The sequence below is a fragment of the Streptococcus sp. SM3 genome (assembly GCF_027497875.1).
The window spans coordinates 1-19,253 of sequence record NZ_JAJNSA010000027.1 but is presented as its reverse complement, the minus strand read 5'-3'; the positions used below and the strand labels follow the sequence as shown (position 1 = coordinate 19,253).

Annotated in this window: 6 protein-coding genes and 1 pseudogene; 6 read left to right on the top strand and 1 reads right to left on the bottom strand. The window is 38.8% G+C overall.

Annotated features, from left to right (window positions below):
• Nucleotides 1-20: 20 nt before the first annotated feature.
• From PAN06_RS06025 to PAN06_RS06010, 4 genes are all read left to right on the top strand, one after another.
• Nucleotides 21-6,464: a MucBP domain-containing protein gene (locus PAN06_RS06025; RefSeq protein ID WP_269795862.1), complete on the top strand. Its 6,444-nt coding sequence runs from the start codon at nt 21-23 to the stop codon at nt 6,462-6,464.
• Between the two features lie 157 nt (nt 6,465-6,621).
• Nucleotides 6,622-7,479, top strand: coding sequence for a bifunctional methylenetetrahydrofolate dehydrogenase/methenyltetrahydrofolate cyclohydrolase (locus tag PAN06_RS06020; protein WP_346732054.1), 858 nt, complete (start codon nt 6,622-6,624; stop codon nt 7,477-7,479).
• Between the two features lie 405 nt (nt 7,480-7,884).
• Complete coding sequence (locus PAN06_RS06015; protein WP_269795860.1) at nt 7,885-15,045, top strand: SIALI-17 repeat-containing surface protein; 7,161 nt, start codon at nt 7,885-7,887, stop codon at nt 15,043-15,045.
• A 258-nt stretch (nt 15,046-15,303) separates the two neighbouring features.
• Nucleotides 15,304-16,155 carry an NAD(P)H-hydrate dehydratase gene (locus tag PAN06_RS06010; RefSeq protein ID WP_269795859.1) on the top strand — a complete coding sequence of 284 codons (852 nt, stop codon included), beginning with the start codon at nt 15,304-15,306 and terminating at the stop codon, nt 16,153-16,155.
• Nucleotides 16,156-16,179: 24 nt separating this feature from the next.
• Here PAN06_RS06010 and PAN06_RS06005 read toward each other — a convergent pair whose 3' ends face one another.
• A complete protein-coding gene (locus PAN06_RS06005; protein WP_001068558.1) occupies nt 16,180-16,365 on the bottom strand; it encodes a hypothetical protein in 186 nt (61 codons plus the stop codon).
• A 123-nt stretch (nt 16,366-16,488) separates the two neighbouring features.
• On the opposite strand from PAN06_RS06005, the gene PAN06_RS06000 reads away from it, so the two are divergent.
• Both PAN06_RS06000 and PAN06_RS05995 read left to right on the top strand, forming a co-directional pair.
• Nucleotides 16,489-18,969 carry a bifunctional DnaQ family exonuclease/ATP-dependent helicase gene (locus PAN06_RS06000; protein WP_346732055.1) on the top strand — a complete coding sequence of 827 codons (2,481 nt, stop codon included), beginning with the start codon at nt 16,489-16,491 and terminating at the stop codon, nt 18,967-18,969.
• Between the two features lie 4 nt (nt 18,970-18,973).
• Nucleotides 18,974-19,253: pseudogene (locus PAN06_RS05995) on the top strand (rod shape-determining protein RodA); the annotation flags it as partial.

Here is a 19,253-nt window from a genome sequence, read left to right as displayed (position 1 = left end):
TATATAAATAAGGAGAAAACATGTATTCAAGAATGGAAAAATACCATGGTAGAAGAGCTCAGCGCTTTTCTATTCGTAAGTATAGTTTTGGTGCGGCTAGTGTTCTTTTGGGGACTGCTCTTCTTTTAGGAGCAAACGCTGTTAAAGCTGATGAAACAAGTACTGCTTCTGCAAAAACTCCAGAAGTTACAAATTCTGATAAACAGAAATCTGATTCTGGTTCAACAACACCCGTTGTTGAAGAACTTCCTGAATTAAAGATTGATGCTGTAAAAGCAGATGAAAAATCTGAAGTAAAAGCAGATGAAAAACCTGAAGTAAAAGAAGATGCTAAAACTGAAGCTAAACCTGTAGCTAAACCTGTAGCAGAAAAAGAAGTTACCGATAAAGCTGCAACAGAAAAATCTGATAAAGAGCAAGCTGATAAAAAAGAAGCAGACAAAGAAAAAACTAACAAAGAAACATCTGAAAAAGCTGCAACAGAAAAAGCACAAGACGATGTTAAAACAGTTCTTACTCAATTGACTTCAGAAGCTGATGTTATGGCAACAGTAGCCTCAAACTTCTCAGATAAAGAAGTGAAAGATGAAGCATCTAAACAAAAGTTATCGGCTGCAATTGCTACAGTGAAGCTTGAAGCAGTAGCGTCTAAAGGATTGCTTTCATCTGATGCTTCTAAAGACCAAATGGTAGCTCAAGTGAACCGTCTTTCTGCCGCAATCGAAGCAGTTTATACGGAAATGAAACGTGCTGGCCATGCAGGTAAAGTAGAATCGGTATTAGCTGCTACTGCATCAAAAATTACAGGTAAAGATGTTTTTAAAGATGGAGAAACAGTTAAAGCTGTAACAAACGCTTATGTTGATATGAATGCAGATAATACGGCTCCTACAGGATGGGGATTTGATACTACTATTAGCACATCTACACTTAAAGCGGGCTCTATTACAAAAATTGAACTAACTAACTTAGCTGAGCTAGGTGCTGGTTTGGCAGTAAATACGTTAATCAGAGCGACTGATGGAACAGTAGTTGGTAAAGTTAAATCTATCGATTATAAAACAACTACAGGAAACAGCAATAACAAAAAGATACCATATTGGGCGCAACGTGACAAGAAGCGTGGGGATGAGGTTTTAACTTATGCAGAACGTTTTGCTGAGCAACCAGCGGTAGCTAACGAAACTGGGACATATACTTATAATATCGAGTGGAACGATAAAGTAAAAGACTATCCGAATGTGTCGTTTGGAGCGAGTAATTTATCGGGTGAAGGATATTTAGCTCCGCAAATTTCAAAAGATACTCCGTATACAGCGACTATTAAAATTGATGGGCGTACAGTTCTTGAACATACTTATACAAGAAAAGGTCAACAACCTAGCTATCAAAAACAAGGTACTAGTGCATCACTAAGTGAAAACAATGGATTGAAATACCTTAACAATGAGCAAATAAGTAGAAGTGATTCAATCGTATTAAAAACTGATTCGGATATTCGTTATGGAGTAGGATCTAAATTTACTATCAAACTTCCAAATGCAGATTTTACTGAATTCAAAGAACTTGAAGGAAGTTCTAACTTTGTAAATGGATTAAATACAGCATCAACTATTAACCCTAATAAAGGAGATAGTATAACTTATGTTCCAACTAGTCGTTGGGCTAACGTTAAAGCTAATGAGAACAATGTTTGGATTCTTAACGATGGTCGTGACACTGGATTCACATTAACACCTCGATTAATCTCACCAACTGAGTTAGAACTTACAGTTACAGAAGGTGCTATTCAAGAAGGTTCTACCGTTTCTATGGCTTTACAGGCTTTAGGTATTGAAAAAGTAATAAAAGACAAAACTTTAACAAGTCAATATTCTAATATTACTTATGAAAATGGATTAATTAAAGAAGGTTATGTAGGAAACGATAAAACTGCAGCAACTCTTACTGTATCAGGTGGAGAATCTGTTAACGGTGAGAAAGAAGATGTTATAACTACAGTGCCAAATGGTTGGAAAGTTATAGGTGACGGTAAAGTTCAAGGTGAGCCACCAACAGGAGCTGTTGTTAGAACATTCAAAGATTTAGTGACAGGTGAAGTTATAGGTTTTGAACCAACAAGATATACGGGGAATATTCCTTTAAGTGAAGATGGTTCAAAAGATTATACTAATGTGCTTGGAAACAAATATGATGTAAGTAATGATCCCGTAGACTTAGTTAAAGAAGTTAATGGAGAAGAATACATTCTTGCAGATCTTCCTCCTGAAAACGTAAAAGGAACACTAAGTGTTACGAAGACAAGAGCAAGAGATTTATATTCTGAAGAAGAATTAAATGCTAAAGGTATAAATGGATCTGCATTTGTTACCCCAGCACAGTATGATTATGTTAAGAAAACAAAAGTAGAAGAAGTAAACCGTACAATTAAATTTGTATATGCGGATGATGTTAAAGACCTTGCAGGTACAGAAGTATTCCCATCACAAAAACAAACTGTAAGCTACACAGGTTCAATCAAGTTAACTGCAGAAGGTAAAGCGGTAATTAACTCTAATGACAGACCAGTTTATATTAACTGGAAAGGAACTGATGGACAAAGCACTGATCTTCCAGAACTTGAAGTACCTCAAAAAGAAGGTTACATCGCAAGTGTTGAAAAAGTACCAGTACAAGCAACAACAGCTACAGATGAAGATTACGAATATGTTGTTAAATATACAGCAATCCAAAAAGCGAAAACAACATTTGTAGATGAAAAAGGAAATGCAATTCCAGGGGTAGCTGAAATTACTGAACAAGGTGGATCAGAAACTCCATTAACAAAAGAAGCTGATGTTAAAGCTAAGATCAAAGAACTTGAAAACAAAGGATATGAATTAGTATCTAATACATACCCAGAAGGTGGTAAGTTCGATACGGATAAAGATACAGATCAAGAGTTCAAAGTAACACTTAAACAAAAAGAAGTTACAGTAACACCAGATCAACCAAAAACACCAGGAACTCCAGTAGATCCAAACAACCCAGACGGACCTAAATATCCAGCTGGCTTGGAAGAAAAAGATCTAAACAAAACTGTTACACGTACAATCACTTATGTGTACGAAGATGGAACTCCAGTATTAAATGAAGATGGAACACCAAAAACAGTAACACAAGAAGCTAAATTTACACGTGAAGCTAAGGTCAACTTAGTAACAGGAGAAGTTACATACGGAGACTGGACACCAGCACAAGACTTAGCTGAAGTTAAATCACCAGTAGTTAAAGGGTACTTAGCTGACAAAGCAAGTGTTCCTGTAGTAACTGTAACTGGAGATTCAAAAGATACTACAGAAGTAGTAACCTACAAACCAATCGGTTCATGGATTCCAAACATTCCAGGACAACCAACAAATCCAATCAAGTATCCAAATAATCCAGATGATCCAACAAAACCAGGTAAACCAACAGAAACATTACCATACGTAGAAGGATTTACACCTAAGGATAAAGATGGAAATCCACTTAAACCAGTAGATCCAACAGATCCAACAAAAGGATATGTAGTACCAGATCTTCCAACAGATCCAAGTCAAGACACACCAATCAACTATGTGAAGGATACGCAAAAAGCTAAGACTACTTTCGTAGATGAAAAAGGAAACCCAATTCCAGGTGTTGACGCTATTACTGAAGAAGGTGACTCAGATACACCACTTACAAAAGAAGCTGATGTTAAAGCTAAAATCAAAGAACTTGAAAACAAAGGCTATGAATTAGTATCTAATACATACCCAGAAGGTGGTAAGTTCGATAAAGATAAAGATACTGATCAAGAGTTCAAAGTAACACTTAAAGCTAAAGAAGTTACAGTAACGCCAGATCAACCAAAAACACCAGGAACTCCAGTAGATCCAAATAACCCAGATGGACCTAAATACCCAGCTGGCTTGGAAGAAAAAGATCTAAACAAAACTGTTACACGTACAATCACTTATGTGTACGAAGATGGAACTCCAGTATTAAATGAAGATGGAACACCAAAAACAGTAACACAAGAAGCTAAATTTACACGTGAAGCTAAGGTCAACTTAGTAACAGGTGAAGTGACTTACGGAGATTGGACTCCAGCTCAAGACTTAGCTGAAGTTAAATCACCAGTAGTTAAAGGATACTTAGCTGACAAAGCAAGTGTACCAACTACAAAAGTAACTGCGGATTCAAAAGATGCTACAGAAGTAGTAACCTACAAACCAATCGGTTCATGGATTCCAAATATTCCAGGACAACCAACAACTCCAATCAAGTATCCAAATGATCCAGCAGACCCAACAAAACCAGGGCAACCAACAGAAGTGTTACCATACGTTCCAGGATTCACTCCAGAAGATAAAGATGGCAACCCACTTAAACCAGTAGATCCAACAGATCCAACAAAAGGATACGTAGTACCAAACATCCCAACAGATCCAAGTCAAGATACAGTAATTAACTACGTAGCAAACAAAGCTAAACTAGTAGTTAAATATGTAGATGAAAAAGGCAAAGACTTAATCCCTTCAGAAACAACAGAAGGAAAAGTAGGAGATGAGTACACAACAACTGGAAAAGTGATTCCAGGACACCTACTAGTTCGTGTTGAAGGAGAAGCTAAAGGTAAGATTGGAAAAGATGGTTCAACAGTAACATACGTTTACAAACCAATCGGATCATGGATTCCAAACATCCCAGGTCAACCAACAACTCCAATCAAGTATCCAAATGATCCAGCAGATCCAACAAAACCAGGTAAACCAACAGATGTGTTACCATACGTACCAGGATTTACTCCAGAAGATAAAGATGGCAATCCACTTAAACCAGTTGATCCAACAGATCCAACAAAAGGATATGTAGTACCAAACATCCCAACAGATCCAAGTCAAGATACAGTAATTAACTACGTAGCAAACAAAGCTAAACTAGTAGTTAAATATGTAGATGAAAAAGGCAAAGACTTAATCCCTTCAGAAACAACAGAAGGAAAAGTAGGAGATGAGTACACAACAACTGGAAAAGTAATTCCAGGACACCTACTTGTTCGTGTAGATGGAGACGCTAAAGGTAAGATTGGCACAGATGGTTCAACAGTAACATATGTGTACAAACCAATCGGATCATGGATTCCAAACATCCCAGGACAACCAACAAGCCCAATCAAGTATCCAAACGATCCAGCAGATCCAACAAAACCAGGTAAACCAACAGATGTGTTACCATACGTACCAGGATTTACTCCAGAAGATAAAGATGGCAACCCACTTAAACCAGTTGATCCAACAGATCCAACAAAAGGATATGTAGTACCAAACATCCCAACAGATCCAAGTCAAGATACAGTAATTAACTACGTAGCAAACAAAGCTAAACTAGTAGTTAAATATGTAGATGAAAAAGGCAAAGACTTAATCCCTTCAGAAACAACAGAAGGAAAAGTAGGAGATGAGTACGCTACAAGTGGAAAAGTTATCAAGGGTTATGTTCTTGTTCGTGTAGATGGAGAAGCGAAAGGTAAGATTGGTAAAGATGGTTCAACAGTAACTTATATTTACAAACCACTTGGATCATGGGTACCAAACATCCCAGGTCAACCAACAGATCCAATCAAGTATCCAAACGATCCAACAGATCCAACCAAACCAGGCAAGGATAAACCAGTTCTTCCGTACGTGCCAGGCTACACACCTAAGGATAAAGATGGTAATCCGTTGAAACCAGTGGATCCAAACGATCCAACTAAAGGATATGAAGTACCAAATGTTCCAACTAACCCAGGTGAGGACACTCCAATCAATTATGTAGCGAACAAAGCTAACCTAGTAGTTAAATATGTAGATGAAAAAGGTAAAGACCTTCTTCCAGCAGAGACTACAGAAGGTAAAGTAGGTGATGAGTACGCTACAAGTGGAAAAGTTATCAAGGGTTATGTTCTTGTTCGTGTAGATGGAGAAGCGAAAGGTAAGATTGGTAAAGATGGTTCAACAGTAACTTATGTTTACAAACCACTAGGATCATGGGTGCCAAACATCCCAGGTCAACCAACAGACCCAATCAAGTATCCAAACGATCCAACAGATCCAACCAAACCAGGCAAGGAAAAACCAGTTCTTCCATACGTTCCAGGATACACACCTAAGGATAAAGATGGTAATCCGTTGAAACCAGTGGATCCAAACGATCCAACTAAAGGATATGAAGTACCAAATGTTCCAACTAACCCAGGTGAGGACACTCCAATCAACTATGTTCCAAATCCTAGGGAAGTAGAAAAACCTGCTAAACCAGCTCAACCTTCTAAACAAGAAACACCTAAATATGTTGAAGGTCAAAAAGAGTTGCCTAACACAGGTACAGAAGCTAACGCTAGTCTTGCAGCGCTCGGACTTCTTGGAGCACTAGGTGGATTTGGACTTCTTGCTCGCAAGAAAAAAGAAGATTAAATCTAATTAGATTTTCTAATAAGAATAAGGAGTTGGATGGAATATCCGCTCCTTTTTCTTATAGTTTGAAACTATAAGATAGCCTAGGAAAGAAGTGTTAGAGGGGATTAGCAGTTTTTGGTATAATGGAAGATATTTGAAAGAAAAGAGAAGTGATATGACACAGATTATTGATGGGAAGGTTCTAGCAGCTAAGTTACAAGGACAGCTGGCTGAAAAGACTGAAAGATTAAAGGAAGAAACGGGGCTAGTACCTGGTTTGGTAGTGATTTTGGTAGGGAACAACCCTGCCAGCCAAGTCTACGTTCGTAACAAGGAGAAGTCAGCCCTTGCAGCTGGATTCCGTAGTGAAGTTGTGCGAGTTCCAGATACCATTACTCAAGAGGAATTGTTAGACTTGATTGCCAAATACAATCAAGATCCAGCTTGGCATGGGATATTGGTCCAGTTACCATTACCAAAACATATCGATGAAGAGGCAGTTTTATTGGCTATTGACCCAGAAAAGGATGTGGATGGTTTCCATCCCCTAAACATGGGGCGTCTCTGGTCTGGTCATCCAGTCATGATTCCTTCTACACCTGCAGGAATTATGGAAATGTTCCATGAATATGGGATTGACTTGGAAGGTAAAAATGCGGTCGTCATCGGTCGTTCCAATATCGTTGGAAAACCCATGGCCCAGCTTCTTTTAGCCAAAAATGCGACAGTAACCTTGACTCACTCACGGACTCATAATCTTGCCAAGGTGGCTGCTAAAGCAGATATTCTCGTAGTAGCAATCGGCCGCGCCAAGTTTGTGACTGCTGACTTTGTCAAACCAGGTGCGATAGTCATTGACGTTGGGATGAACAGAGATGAAAATGGCAAGCTCTGTGGGGATGTGGATTATGAGGCAGTTGCCCCACTTGCTAGCCATATTACGCCAGTTCCTGGAGGTGTCGGTCCTATGACCATTACCATGCTAATGGAGCAAACCTATCAGGCAGCACTTCGAACATTGAATGGAAAATAAGAGAAAAAAGAAGGTAAAAAATGTTTTGCCTTCTTTTTATGTAGTGTATGTAAATGAATGCAGTCTATAATGATATGAGTCCATCAACTATAAATTTGAAGTATGAAAATGCCATTAATGGAATGAAATTTGTATTGGAAAGAGTCTAGAATAGAAAGCTACTTTCATTGCACTTATTCCTTTTGAATGAACTTTTTATATACCATTTTATTAGGTTAAATTAATGGAAAATGATTGCAACTTTAGGTGTATTTTGATATATTAAATATATAAAATATATAAAATATATAAAATATATAAAATACATTATCGAACTTGGTACTTGTTTGTGTATTCAGAAGGAGGTTATTTTTTAAAATAAAGTAAACGCTTACTTTGTATCAAGAAAAAGAAATGAGGATTTTAATGAACAAAAGACTTTTTGATAAACGTTGTCATTATAGCATTCGTAAATTTGCAATAGGTGCGGCATCTGTAATGATTGGGGCCAGTATATTTGGTATTTCAGCTGTACAAGCTGAGGAGGTGGCTTCATCCAATACTCAAACAGAAGAAACAATTGTTCATCAAGCTCAGCCTTTAGATAAGCTTCCCGATGATGTGGCAGCTGCTATCGCAAAGGCTGATGATCATGGTGGGCGTGAGTTTGTAAAACCAAAAGCTGAGTCGACAGAAGACAAGGTGATTAAGGATACAGAACCTACTAGACCTGCTAATGAGGGTAGTCATGAATTGGCTAGTCCTAAAGTGGAAACTCCAAATAAAGTAGAAGAAGGAAACAAAGCTGAGAACAAACAGAAATCTGAAGAGGCAAATCCAAAGCCTGTTGAATCTGCAGTAACAGCTGAAACAGAAGTAAAAGAGAATTCTAAAAAAACTTCTGAAAAGGACCAAGTGAAAGCAGACACAGAGATCAAACCTTCTTCTGAAAAATCGCAAGCACTATCTGGAGAGTCAAACAAAGCTGAAGTTGAAAAGGAAAAACAGCTATTATCGGAGCGAAAACAAGATTTTAATAAAGATTGGTATTTTAAACTAAATGCCCAAGGTGATTTTTCAAAAAAAGATGTGGATGTTCATGATTGGTCTAAATTGAATCTTCCGCATGATTGGAGTATTTATTTTGATTTTGATCATAAGTCTCCTGCTCGAAACGAAGGTGGACAGTTAAATGGTGGAACGGCTTGGTATCGCAAAACGTTCACAGTTAATGAAGCTGATAAGAACAAGGATGTACGTATCAATTTTGACGGTGTTTACATGGATTCTAGGGTCTATGTAAATGGTCAATTTGTTGGCCATTATCCAAGTGGCTATAATCATTTTTCTTATGATATCACTAAGTTTTTAAACAAGGATGGTAGTGAAAATTCAATTACTGTTCAAGTGACCAATAAGCAACCAAGTAGTCGTTGGTATTCTGGAAGTGGTATTTATCGTGATGTAACCCTTAGTTATCGTGATAAAGTCCATGTTGCCGAAAATGGTAATCATATCACTACTCCAAAACTTGCTGAGCAAAAAGAAGGGAATGTTGAAACACAGGTTCAAAGTAAGATTAAAAATACGGATAAGAAGGCTGCTAAAGTCTTTGTGGAACAACAAATTTTCACTAAGGAAGGTAAGGTTGTTTCAGAATTAGTGCGCTCTGAAACGAAGAATTTAGCAGAAAATGAAGTTGCAGATTTCAGACAAACAATCCTAGTTAATAAACCAACTCTTTGGACGACAAAAAGTTATCATCCTCAACTGTATGTTTTGAAAACAAAGGTTTATAAAGAAGGTCAACTAGTTGATGTAACAGAAGATACATTTGGTTACCGCTATTTTAATTGGACTGCTAAGGATGGTTTCTCTCTGAATGGTGAACGTATGAAATTCCACGGAGTAAGTATTCACCATGACAATGGAGCTTTGGGTGCAGAAGAAAATTATAAGGCTACCTATCGTAAATTAAAACTCCTGAAAGATATGGGGGTTAACTCTATTCGAACAACCCACAATCCAGCTAGTCCTCAGTTACTTGATGCTGCAGCAAGTTTAGGTCTTTTGGTTCAAGAGGAAGCTTTTGATACCTGGTATGGTGGTAAGAAGACTTATGACTATGGACGTTTCTTTGATCAAGATGCAACCCATCCTGAAGCTAAGAAGGGTGAGAAGTGGTCTGATTTTGATCTCAGAACAATGGTAGAACGGGATAAGAACAATCCGTCTATCGTAATGTGGTCTCTTGGAAATGAGGTAGAAGAGGCAAATGGTAGTCCTCGCTCTATCGAAACTGCTAAACGTCTGAAGACTATTATCAAGGCAATTGATACTGAACGTTATGTCACTATGGGTGAAAATAAATTTAGTCGTGCAGCGACAGGTGATTTCTTGAAACTCGCAGAAATCATGGATGCTGTCGGTATGAACTATGGTGAACGTTTTTATGATGCGGTTCGTAGAGCGCATCCAGACTGGCTCATTTATGGTTCTGAAACCTCTTCAGCTACTAGAACGCGTGATTCTTATTACAATCCTGCTCAAATCCTTGGACACGATAACCGTCCAAATCGTCACTATGAACAATCTGATTATGGTAATGACCGTGTTGGGTGGGGAAGAACAGCTACTGAGTCATGGACTTTTGACCGTGATCGTGCTGGCTATGCTGGACAATTTATCTGGACAGGTATTGATTATATTGGAGAACCAACTCCATGGCATAACCAAGATAATACACCTGTGAAGAGCTCTTACTTTGGTATCATCGATACGGCTGGTTTACCGAAGAATGATTTTTACCTTTACCGTAGTGAATGGTATAGTGCTAAAGAAAAGCCAACTGTTCGCATTTTACCACATTGGAACTGGACTGAAGAGACACTTAAGGATCGCAAGATGCTAGTCGATGGAAAGGTTCCAGTTCGTACCTTCTCAAATGCTGCAAGTGTCGAATTGTTCTTAAATGGACAGTCGCTTGGTAAAAAGGAATATACGAAGAAAAGGACAGAAGATGGACGTCCTTATCATGAAGGGGCTAAACCAAGTGAATTGTATCTTGAGTGGCTTGTGAAATACCAACCCGGCACACTGACTGCGATTGCTCGAGATGAAAATGGCAACGAAATTGCGCGTGATAGTGTGACAACTGCAGGGGAACCAGCAAGAGTTCGTCTGACTAAAGAAGAGCATGTTATCACTGCAGATGGGAAAGACCTATCCTACATCCATTACGAAATTGTTGATGGCGATGGGAATGTGGTTCCGACAGCGAATAATCTTGTTCATTTCAATCTTCATGGTCAGGGACAAATTGTTGGTGTGGATAATGGAGAACAAGCTAGCCGTGAGCGCTACAAAGCTCAAGCGGATGGAACATGGCAAAGACGTGCTTTCAATGGTAAAGGAGTTGTCATTGTAAAATCAACAGAAAAAGAAGGTAAATTTACTCTTTATGCAGATTCTGCTGGTTTAACTTCTGATAGCGCAACGGTCGCAACTGTGTCTGGTAAGAAAGAAAACCGTCACTTTGTAGCCTTTGCTCCTGTAAAAGCAACAACTGATGTTAGCACAAATCCTGAATTGCCTCAAACAGTAACAGCTATTTATAGCGACGGTAGTGTTGAGGAAAAGACTGTAACATGGGACGTGCCAGCTGACTTGCTTAAAAGTGCAGGTGAGAAAAAAGTATCTGGACGTGTAGAAGGTTTGGAAACCAAAGCTGAGGCACTTGTAAAAGTGATTGCCTTAGATAGATGGTTACCAAAAGTTGCTACAGTACCAGTTGGTACAACTGCAGCAGATTTGGATAAAACAGTCACAGCTGTTCTGACAGATGGTAGCTTGATTGATACTGATGTTGTTTCTTGGACCTTGAAAGATCCTGCTGCTTTGAACAAGGAAGGTGGACGTACGGAGGCTACTGGTAAATTGGTAGATGATGATCGTGAAGTAACAGCAACCTTTATCGCAAGCAATAAGGAAACAACAAGTAGCATTACAGGACTTACTGTTGGGGATAAAACTCTTGACAACTTTGATCCTGGCAAGACTTATTATCGTGTATCTCTTCCTTACACTGGAACAATTCCAAATGTTGGAGCTCAGACTACTGGTTATCAAGTAACTGTTCAGCAAGCTTCTGCTGATAATGGTTATCAGGCTTCTGTCTTCTTGAGTGACCAAAAGGGTGACTTAGTTCAAACTTACTTAATTCAGTTTGTGAAGGAAGCTCCTGCCTTGAAACGTTTGGAAGTAGTTGTGGAAGGAAAAGAAACTGCTACTGAAGATCAGGTTTTAACTTATCGTGTCATTGGTAGTTATGAGGATGGTTCTCAAACAGAATTTTCAGCTTCAGATATTCACCTAGAAGCTAAATCATCTGATGGTGGGCATCTTGAGGTGAATGGACAAAACCTCCTTCTTTATAGCAAAGGACGCGTGACATTGACACCACGCATCGATAATCAGACAGAGAGCACGAAATCTATAACTACTGAAGTGGTGATTAAAGAAAATAAAGTCAGCAAGAAGATTGTGAAACTTCATCCTGTATCTATTTCTACAGATATTAATCAGCAACCGAATCTACCTAAAGAAGTTGGGGCAGAATTTGATAAGGGCTTGCCACGCAAAGTATCTGTAACTTGGGACAAGGTAGATAAAAAAGAATTGGGTCGCTATCATAGCTTTACCCTTAAAGGACATGTAGAAGGAACAGACATTGAAGCTCAAGCAACGGTGACAGTTGAAGGCTTACAAGTTGCAGAGGAAGTCAGCCTCACAGTACCTAAGGGTGAGACAGTTCAATTGCCAGCTAATGTTCGTGCTTACCATTCTAACGGAACAACTATCTACAAAGATGTGGTTTGGGAACAGGTTCCAGCCAACTTTAGTCAAACTGAAGGGGTCTATGAAATCAATGGTCGTTTAGTAGGTAGCAATCTTACAACTAAAGCTCATGTTCGAGTGTCTAGTCAAGTTGTTGCTGGAAATAATATCTCTAAACAATGGACAGGGTCACAATTGCCAGCTGCCATTGTATCCAATACAGGAGGAGATGATTCAGCTAATACCTTGAACGACCTAACTGTGTCAAGAACGCCAACAGATGCTAAAAATAGATGGACTACTTGGAGAACAAATACTGATAATGACTGGGCTTCTATCTTGTTTGGTAATTCAGGAGACTTGACGAAACGTTTTGTCAACAATTTGTCGGTTGATTTCTATACTGATGGAGCAATTGGTCTTCCAAAAGAATATGTAGTTGAATATTATGTAGGTAAAGAAATTCCAGATTTACCAAGTGATGTCAGCAATGCTCAGCGTGATACTAATCATCCATTTAATAATCCAGCCAACTGGAAGGCAGTTGAAAACTTACATGCTCCAAGCCAGCTATCTGCAACTCAAACCAATCACTTTACCTTTGACAAGGTAGAAACCTATGCTGTTCGTCTTCGAATGAAAAAGGCTGAAGGTACTGCGGGAGTTGGTCTGACAGAGCTAACTATCCTTGGAAACAAGGTCTTAAGTGAAACAAGTTCAGATATTTCTATCAAAGTAGATGGCAAGGATCTTGAACACTTTAATCCATCGAAAATAGATTATTATATTCCTCAATCTAGCAAGGAAATTACTGCAACAGCTAGCAACAATGGTTTGGTTACTCTTGTTCCAGCAACAAGTCCAAAAGGTGCGACACGTCTTATTTTGAAGGCTGAAGATGGTACTATTTTAAAAGAATATCGGATCTACCGTAATGATGAAAAAGATACAAGTCTACCTTTAGCAGCTGAAAATGGTGCAACTACTTTGAAGCTCGGAGATACCCTTCAGCTTCCATCAGAAGTCACTGTTTATTATCCAACTTCAAATACTTGGACTACAGATAAACTGGCAGTGAAATGGGATGCTATTCCTCAACATGCGACAGAGCATGAGGGAAGATTCCAAGTAACTGGTCATGTCATCGGTACAAATCTAACAACTACCATGCAAGTAACAGTTGTAGCTAAAGGAAATCAAGTCATCTCAGAAAATCCAAGCAACAATGAAACGGACTCTAAAGCCTTTGCTTCAACAACGAACGATACACAAGCAGCTTCACATGATAGAATTTTCTATATCAATGATGGAAAATTTAATGAGGATGGACGTTGGACAAACTGGTCTCGTACACCAAAAAATCAAGAAACTTCTGTGGGAATATTGTTTAAGAAGAACGGTAACATTACCTCACAAGCTATTGGAAAAGTTGCCATGCAGTTCTTTAAAGATAGTGGAACAGATGCCCCAGAGAAAATGGTTCTAGAAAGATATATTGGCCCTGCCTTTACAGAACCAAGTACGATTTCTCGTTATGAAGAAAATGCTGACCATCCATTCAACAAGGCAGAAAATTGGGCTCCAATTCCTTACAAAGCTTCTGGAGAATTAGTAGCTGGGAAACCAATTGAGTTTAACTTTGAACCGGTTCAAGCGCCAGCTATTCGTGCTCGAATGACTCGTAAGTCTACTACTAACGGTCTAGCAGTAGTCGAATTTACAGCCTACTCTGCAGGCAAGGGAGCAGAAGTCGAAACACCATCAGCGACTATTTCAATCGATGGAAAATCATTGGAAAACTTTGATCCAAATGTGACAGAGTACACCCTAACAACAATGGGAACTAAACCAAAAGTCACTGCGACAACTAGTGGACATGGAGTAGTCACAATAGTGGATCATGGAAATACAAATCTTCCAACACTCGTTCGTCTTATTTCCAAAGATGGAAATCTGGTGAAAGAATATCGTTTACACTTTAAGTCTACCTTCCAAACAACACCGACAGAGGGCGTTAAGAACTTAGTTGCAGAAGTACCAAGTTTGGAAATTGAAAAGACTTCACTTCCGTTTAAAGAAATTATTCGTGACACCCCTGAGCTTGCTCAAGGTCAACGTCGTATAGTTTCTGAAGGACAAGCTGGAGAAAAAGTTGACTATATTCAAGTTTGGGGAACTACTAGAACTCTTGTTCATTCTGAAGAAAGAAAGGCTCAGGATCGTATTATTGAGGTAGGAGTAAAACCATCTATTTCAAATAGTAAGGGTGAGGAACCTGCGCCAGTAAACGAAGTTCCAGAGTTCAAAGGCGGTGCTAACTTTGTAGAAGCGGCAGTAAACGAAGTTCCAGAATTCAAAGGTGGTGCTAACTTTGTAGAAGCAGCAGTAAACGAAGTTCCAGAATACACAGGAATTCTAGCCACAGTAGGAGATCAAGTAGTACCAAGTGTTGAGAAACCTGAATTTAAGGGTGGTGTTAATGCTGTAATGGCTCTAGAACATAAACTTCCAGAGTACCGTGGTATTCTAGCTACAGTAGGTAATCAACCAGCACCGACAGTAGAAAAACCAGAGTTTAAACTAAGTTCGTTAGAAAAAGCTCAGACTCCAGAAGTACCAGTTCAAGTTGCCAAGGAAGACAAGAGATTGCCAGAAACTGGTGAAAAACAGTCAGAAACAGCTATTTTCTTGGCAGGTGTTACCTTGGCCTTATCAGCAGCTTTATTAACTGCAAAACGTAAAGAAGACTAGTCTATGCGCCTAATACCATTCTATTTGTATAGATTGGTAGAAGATAAAAAATGAATCGATAAATGAGTCGAATAGATGGAGAGGACCAATTAGGCCTCTCCGTCTTTACTAGTAAAAATGGAATCGTTTACTTTCGTGTTTGGACGAAAGGAGAGTAGAGGGGTTTTGTCCCCTCTTTTTCTATATGAACGGAGAGATTTATATTTAAGATGCAAGGTGGATAGACTTTATAGTATAATGAATAGAGAGGAAAAAACGATGAAAGTGATTGATCAAACCTTACTAGAAAAAGTCATTATTGAACGTTCTCGTATAAGTCATAAAGGAAACTATGGTCGTTTGCTGTTACTGGGTGGGACTTATCCTTATGGTGGTGCCATCATCATGGCTGCTTTGGCAGTTGTTAAAAGTGGAGCTGGTTTGGTGACTGTTGGAACAGATAGGGAAAATATCCCAGCTTTGCACAGTCATTTACCTGAGGCAATGGCCTTTTCTCTTCAAGACCAGCAACTGTTAAAAGAGCAGTTGAAGAAGGCAGAAGTGGTCTTAGTAGGACCTGGTTTACGAGACGATGCTTTTGGAGAAAATCTAGTCAAACAGATTTTTGCCAGCTTAAAAAAGAATCAGATTTTGATTGTAGATGGTGGTGCCCTGACCATTCTTGCTAGAACAAGTTTGTCATTTCCATCTAACCAGCTTATCCTAACTCCCCACCAAAAAGAATGGGAAAAGCTGTCTGGTATTGCTATTGAAAAGCAAAATGAAGATGCAACGGCTAGTGCCCTGACTTCCTTTCCTCAAGGAACAATTTTGGTGGAGAAAGGTTCAGCTACTCGTATTTGGCAAGTTGGCCAGTTTGATTATTACCAGTTACAGGTTGGTGGTCCCTATCAGGCGACTGGGGGAATGGGAGATACTCTGGCTGGAATGATTGCAGGATTTGCAGGCCAGTTTAAACAAGCCAGTCTCTACGAACGTGTGGCAGTGGCAACCCATCTTCACTCAGCCATAGCCCAAGAACTATCTCAAGAACATTATGTGGTCTTGCCGACGGAAATTAGCAGTCATCTTCCCAAAATAATGAAAAAAATATCTCAAAAAGGCACCTGATCGTTTCAGGCGCCTTTATATCTTTTAGAAAAATCCTTTAATCTTTCCAACGAGGCCATCTAGACCTTCTGAACCAGAAATCAACTGCTGAGCTTGAGAGAAATATTCTCCAAGCTGTTCTTGATTTTCTGCAACAAATGTTTTTGCAGCTTCGAAATCTTTTGTTTCGATTAATTCTTTTACTTGGTTAAACAAATCTAATGGGTTCATCTTATGTCTCCTTTTCTGTATAATGCTATTCAAACATTTTATAAAAATTTTTTCAAGTAAAGAGATTTTTCTATCGAAGTTGAGGGGTGTCAAACAGGGCTTTTTTTGATATAATTTTTAATGATGAATTCGAGAACTGATCGGTATGTGGTTGTTGATTTAGAGGCCACTAGCACCGGAAGCAAGGCAAAAATTATTCAAGTGGGTATTGTGGTGATTGAAAATGGCGAAATCGTCGATCAGTATGGGACTGACATCAATCCCCATGAGCCCTTGGATTCTCATATAAAAGAATTGACAGGTTTGACTGATCAACGGTTGGCAGTTGCTCCAGAGTTTTCACAGGTAGCTGGAAGGATTTTTGAACTGGTCAAGGATGGTGTTTTTGTCGCGCACAATGTTCAGTTTGATGCAAATCTTCTAGCAGAGTATCTATTCTTGGAAGGTTATGAATTGAGAACTCCACGAGTGGATACCGTTGAGTTAGCACAGGTTTTGTACCCTCAGTTTGAAAAGTACAATCTCGGCATTCTCTGTCAAGAGTTAGGGATTAAGTTAGACCACGCCCATACCGCTCTCTCTGATGCACAAGCAACAGCAGAGCTTTTGCTTTTTATGCGTCAAAAACTTTTTCAGTTACCAAAAGGACTTTTAGAAACGTTATTAAATCTTGCGGATAACCTCCTTTATGAAACTTATTTAGTGATTGAAGAAGTATATCAGCGCCAGTCCCTCCTTTCTTCTCACGATTTGATGGAGTTCCATGGACTCTTTCTAAGAAAGAAAAGTCAGTCTTTAAAACCACGTAAGCTATCTAAGGATTTTACTAAAAATATGTCCTTGTTAGGCTTGGATGAACGTCCTCAGCAAGTTGAATTTGCAGAAAAAGTTGAGCAGTTATTAAAGGAACAGAAAACCGCGTTTATTCAAGCCCAAACGGGACTTGGAAAGACTTATGGTTACATGCTGCCGGCTTTGAGCATGGAAAGTGAAGGTGGCATCCTTGTTAGTGTTCCTACCAAAATCCTTCAAAATCAAATTATGCAAGAAGAAGGAAGGCGATTAAAAGATACTTTTCATATTGATATTCATAGTCTTAAGGGTCCCCAGAATTATTTGAAACTCGATAATTTTTATAAAGTACTTCATAGGCCAGAGTCTAACCGCCTATTCACACGCTTTAAAATGCAAATCTTGATCTGGTTAACAGAGACAGAAACAGGTGACTTAGATGAAATCGGGCAGCTGTATCGTTATCAACATTTTCTAGCTGAACTTGTACATGATGGAAAACTTTCAAAAAAAAGTTTATTTATTTCTGAGGACTTCTGGCAACGCAGTCAAGATAGGGCTAAATCGAGTCGCCTTTTGTTAACCAATCACGCTTATCTGGTAACACGTTTAGAGGATGATCCAGAGTTTGTCAACAATCGCTTGATAATCATAGATGAAGCTCAAAAAATGCTGATTGCCCTTGAAAACCTCGTCCAAGAGTCTTATCTCCTCGAAGCTTTAGTGACACAAGTTGAAAAGTCCTTGGAAACAGAAAAAGATCTTATTCAGAGACGGTTGCTTGAGAGTATCGGGTTTGAATGTCGCTATTTGATAGATCAGTTTTACTCAGGACTTAAGAATGACAAGTGGTTGGATTCTCTTGAAAACTTACGCCAGCATTTTTCTGAGTTAAATCTTCCTGAGTATAGAGATATGACGCGCTTTTTTACATCGGACCGTGAATTTTGGCTGGCAACTGCTGAGAAGTCTAGTAAGGATGTGTTAATTTGTTCAAGTAAAAAAGGTCGCTTTCTACTAGCAGATTTATTGCCAGAAGATTGCAGAGTGCTTGGCGTATCTGCCACTCTTGAAATCAGTAATAGAGTTTCTTTAGCGGACTTATTAGGATTTACTGAAGCTCCACTTATTACAGTTGAATCTTTACAACAGAAGCAACAAGAAGTTTTATTAGTAAATGATTTTCCTTTAGTAACTGAACATTCTCCTTTAGATTATGCAGAAGAGGTTACATCAGTTATCCATTCCTTACAGGCGTTTCAAGAGCCTTTGCTTGTTTTATTTACGTCTAAAGAATTACTGTTAGCAGTGTCAGATTTACTAGACCATCCTCATTTAGCCCAATATAAAAATGGGGAACCCAGTCAGCTGAAGAAACGTTTTGAAAAAGGAGAGCGACAAATATTACTTGGAACAGGAAGTTTCTGGGAGGGGGTTGATTTTTCTACCCATCCTTGCGTTATTCAAGTAATTCCTCGATTGCCTTTCCAAAATCCCCAAGAACCTTTAACACGAAAATTAAATCATGAATTGCGTCAGGAAGGGAAGAATCCTTTCTATGATTATCAGTTGCCAATGGCCATTATTCGTCTCAAACAGGCTTTGGGTAGAACAATTAGAAAAGAGGAACAAGCTTCCATTGCTGTGATACTGGATAGTCGAGTTGTTCATAAACGATATGGTAAACAGATTAGACAAGCTCTAGCTAAGGAAAGAACTATCAGAGAGGTGAATAGAAACCAGATTACCTCTGCTGTCATTGATTTCCTCCAAAACAACAAAAATGAAAAATCTAAGAAAGAGAAAAGGTGAATATATGAAACGTTCTCTCGACTCTAGAGTCGATTATAGTTTGCTCCTGCCAGTATTTTTCCTACTAGTTATCGGTGTGGTGGCTATTTATATTGCCGTTAGTCATGATTATCCAAATAATATTTTGCCCATTTTAGGGCAGCAAGTCGCTTGGATTGCCTTGGGACTTGTAATTGGTTTTGTGGTCATGCTCTTCAATACAGAATTTCTTTGGAAGGTGACACCCTTTCTATATATTTTAGGCTTGGGACTTATGGTCTTACCTATCGTCTTTTATAATCCAA

Bases quoted from the DNA above. Each gene is read 5' to 3' on its own strand.
- PAN06_RS06005 (WP_001068558.1), bottom strand. From the start codon at position 16,365: ATGAACCCATTAGATTTGTTTAACCAAGTAAAAGAATTAATCGAAACA.
- PAN06_RS06020 (WP_346732054.1), top strand. From the start codon at position 6,622: ATGACACAGATTATTGATGGGAAGGTTCTAGCAGCTAAGTTACAAGGA.
- PAN06_RS06025 (WP_269795862.1), top strand. From the start codon at position 21: ATGTATTCAAGAATGGAAAAATACCATGGTAGAAGAGCTCAGCGCTTT.
- PAN06_RS06010 (WP_269795859.1), top strand. From the start codon at position 15,304: ATGAAAGTGATTGATCAAACCTTACTAGAAAAAGTCATTATTGAACGT.
- PAN06_RS06015 (WP_269795860.1), top strand. From the start codon at position 7,885: ATGAACAAAAGACTTTTTGATAAACGTTGTCATTATAGCATTCGTAAA.
- PAN06_RS06000 (WP_346732055.1), top strand. From the start codon at position 16,489: ATGAATTCGAGAACTGATCGGTATGTGGTTGTTGATTTAGAGGCCACT.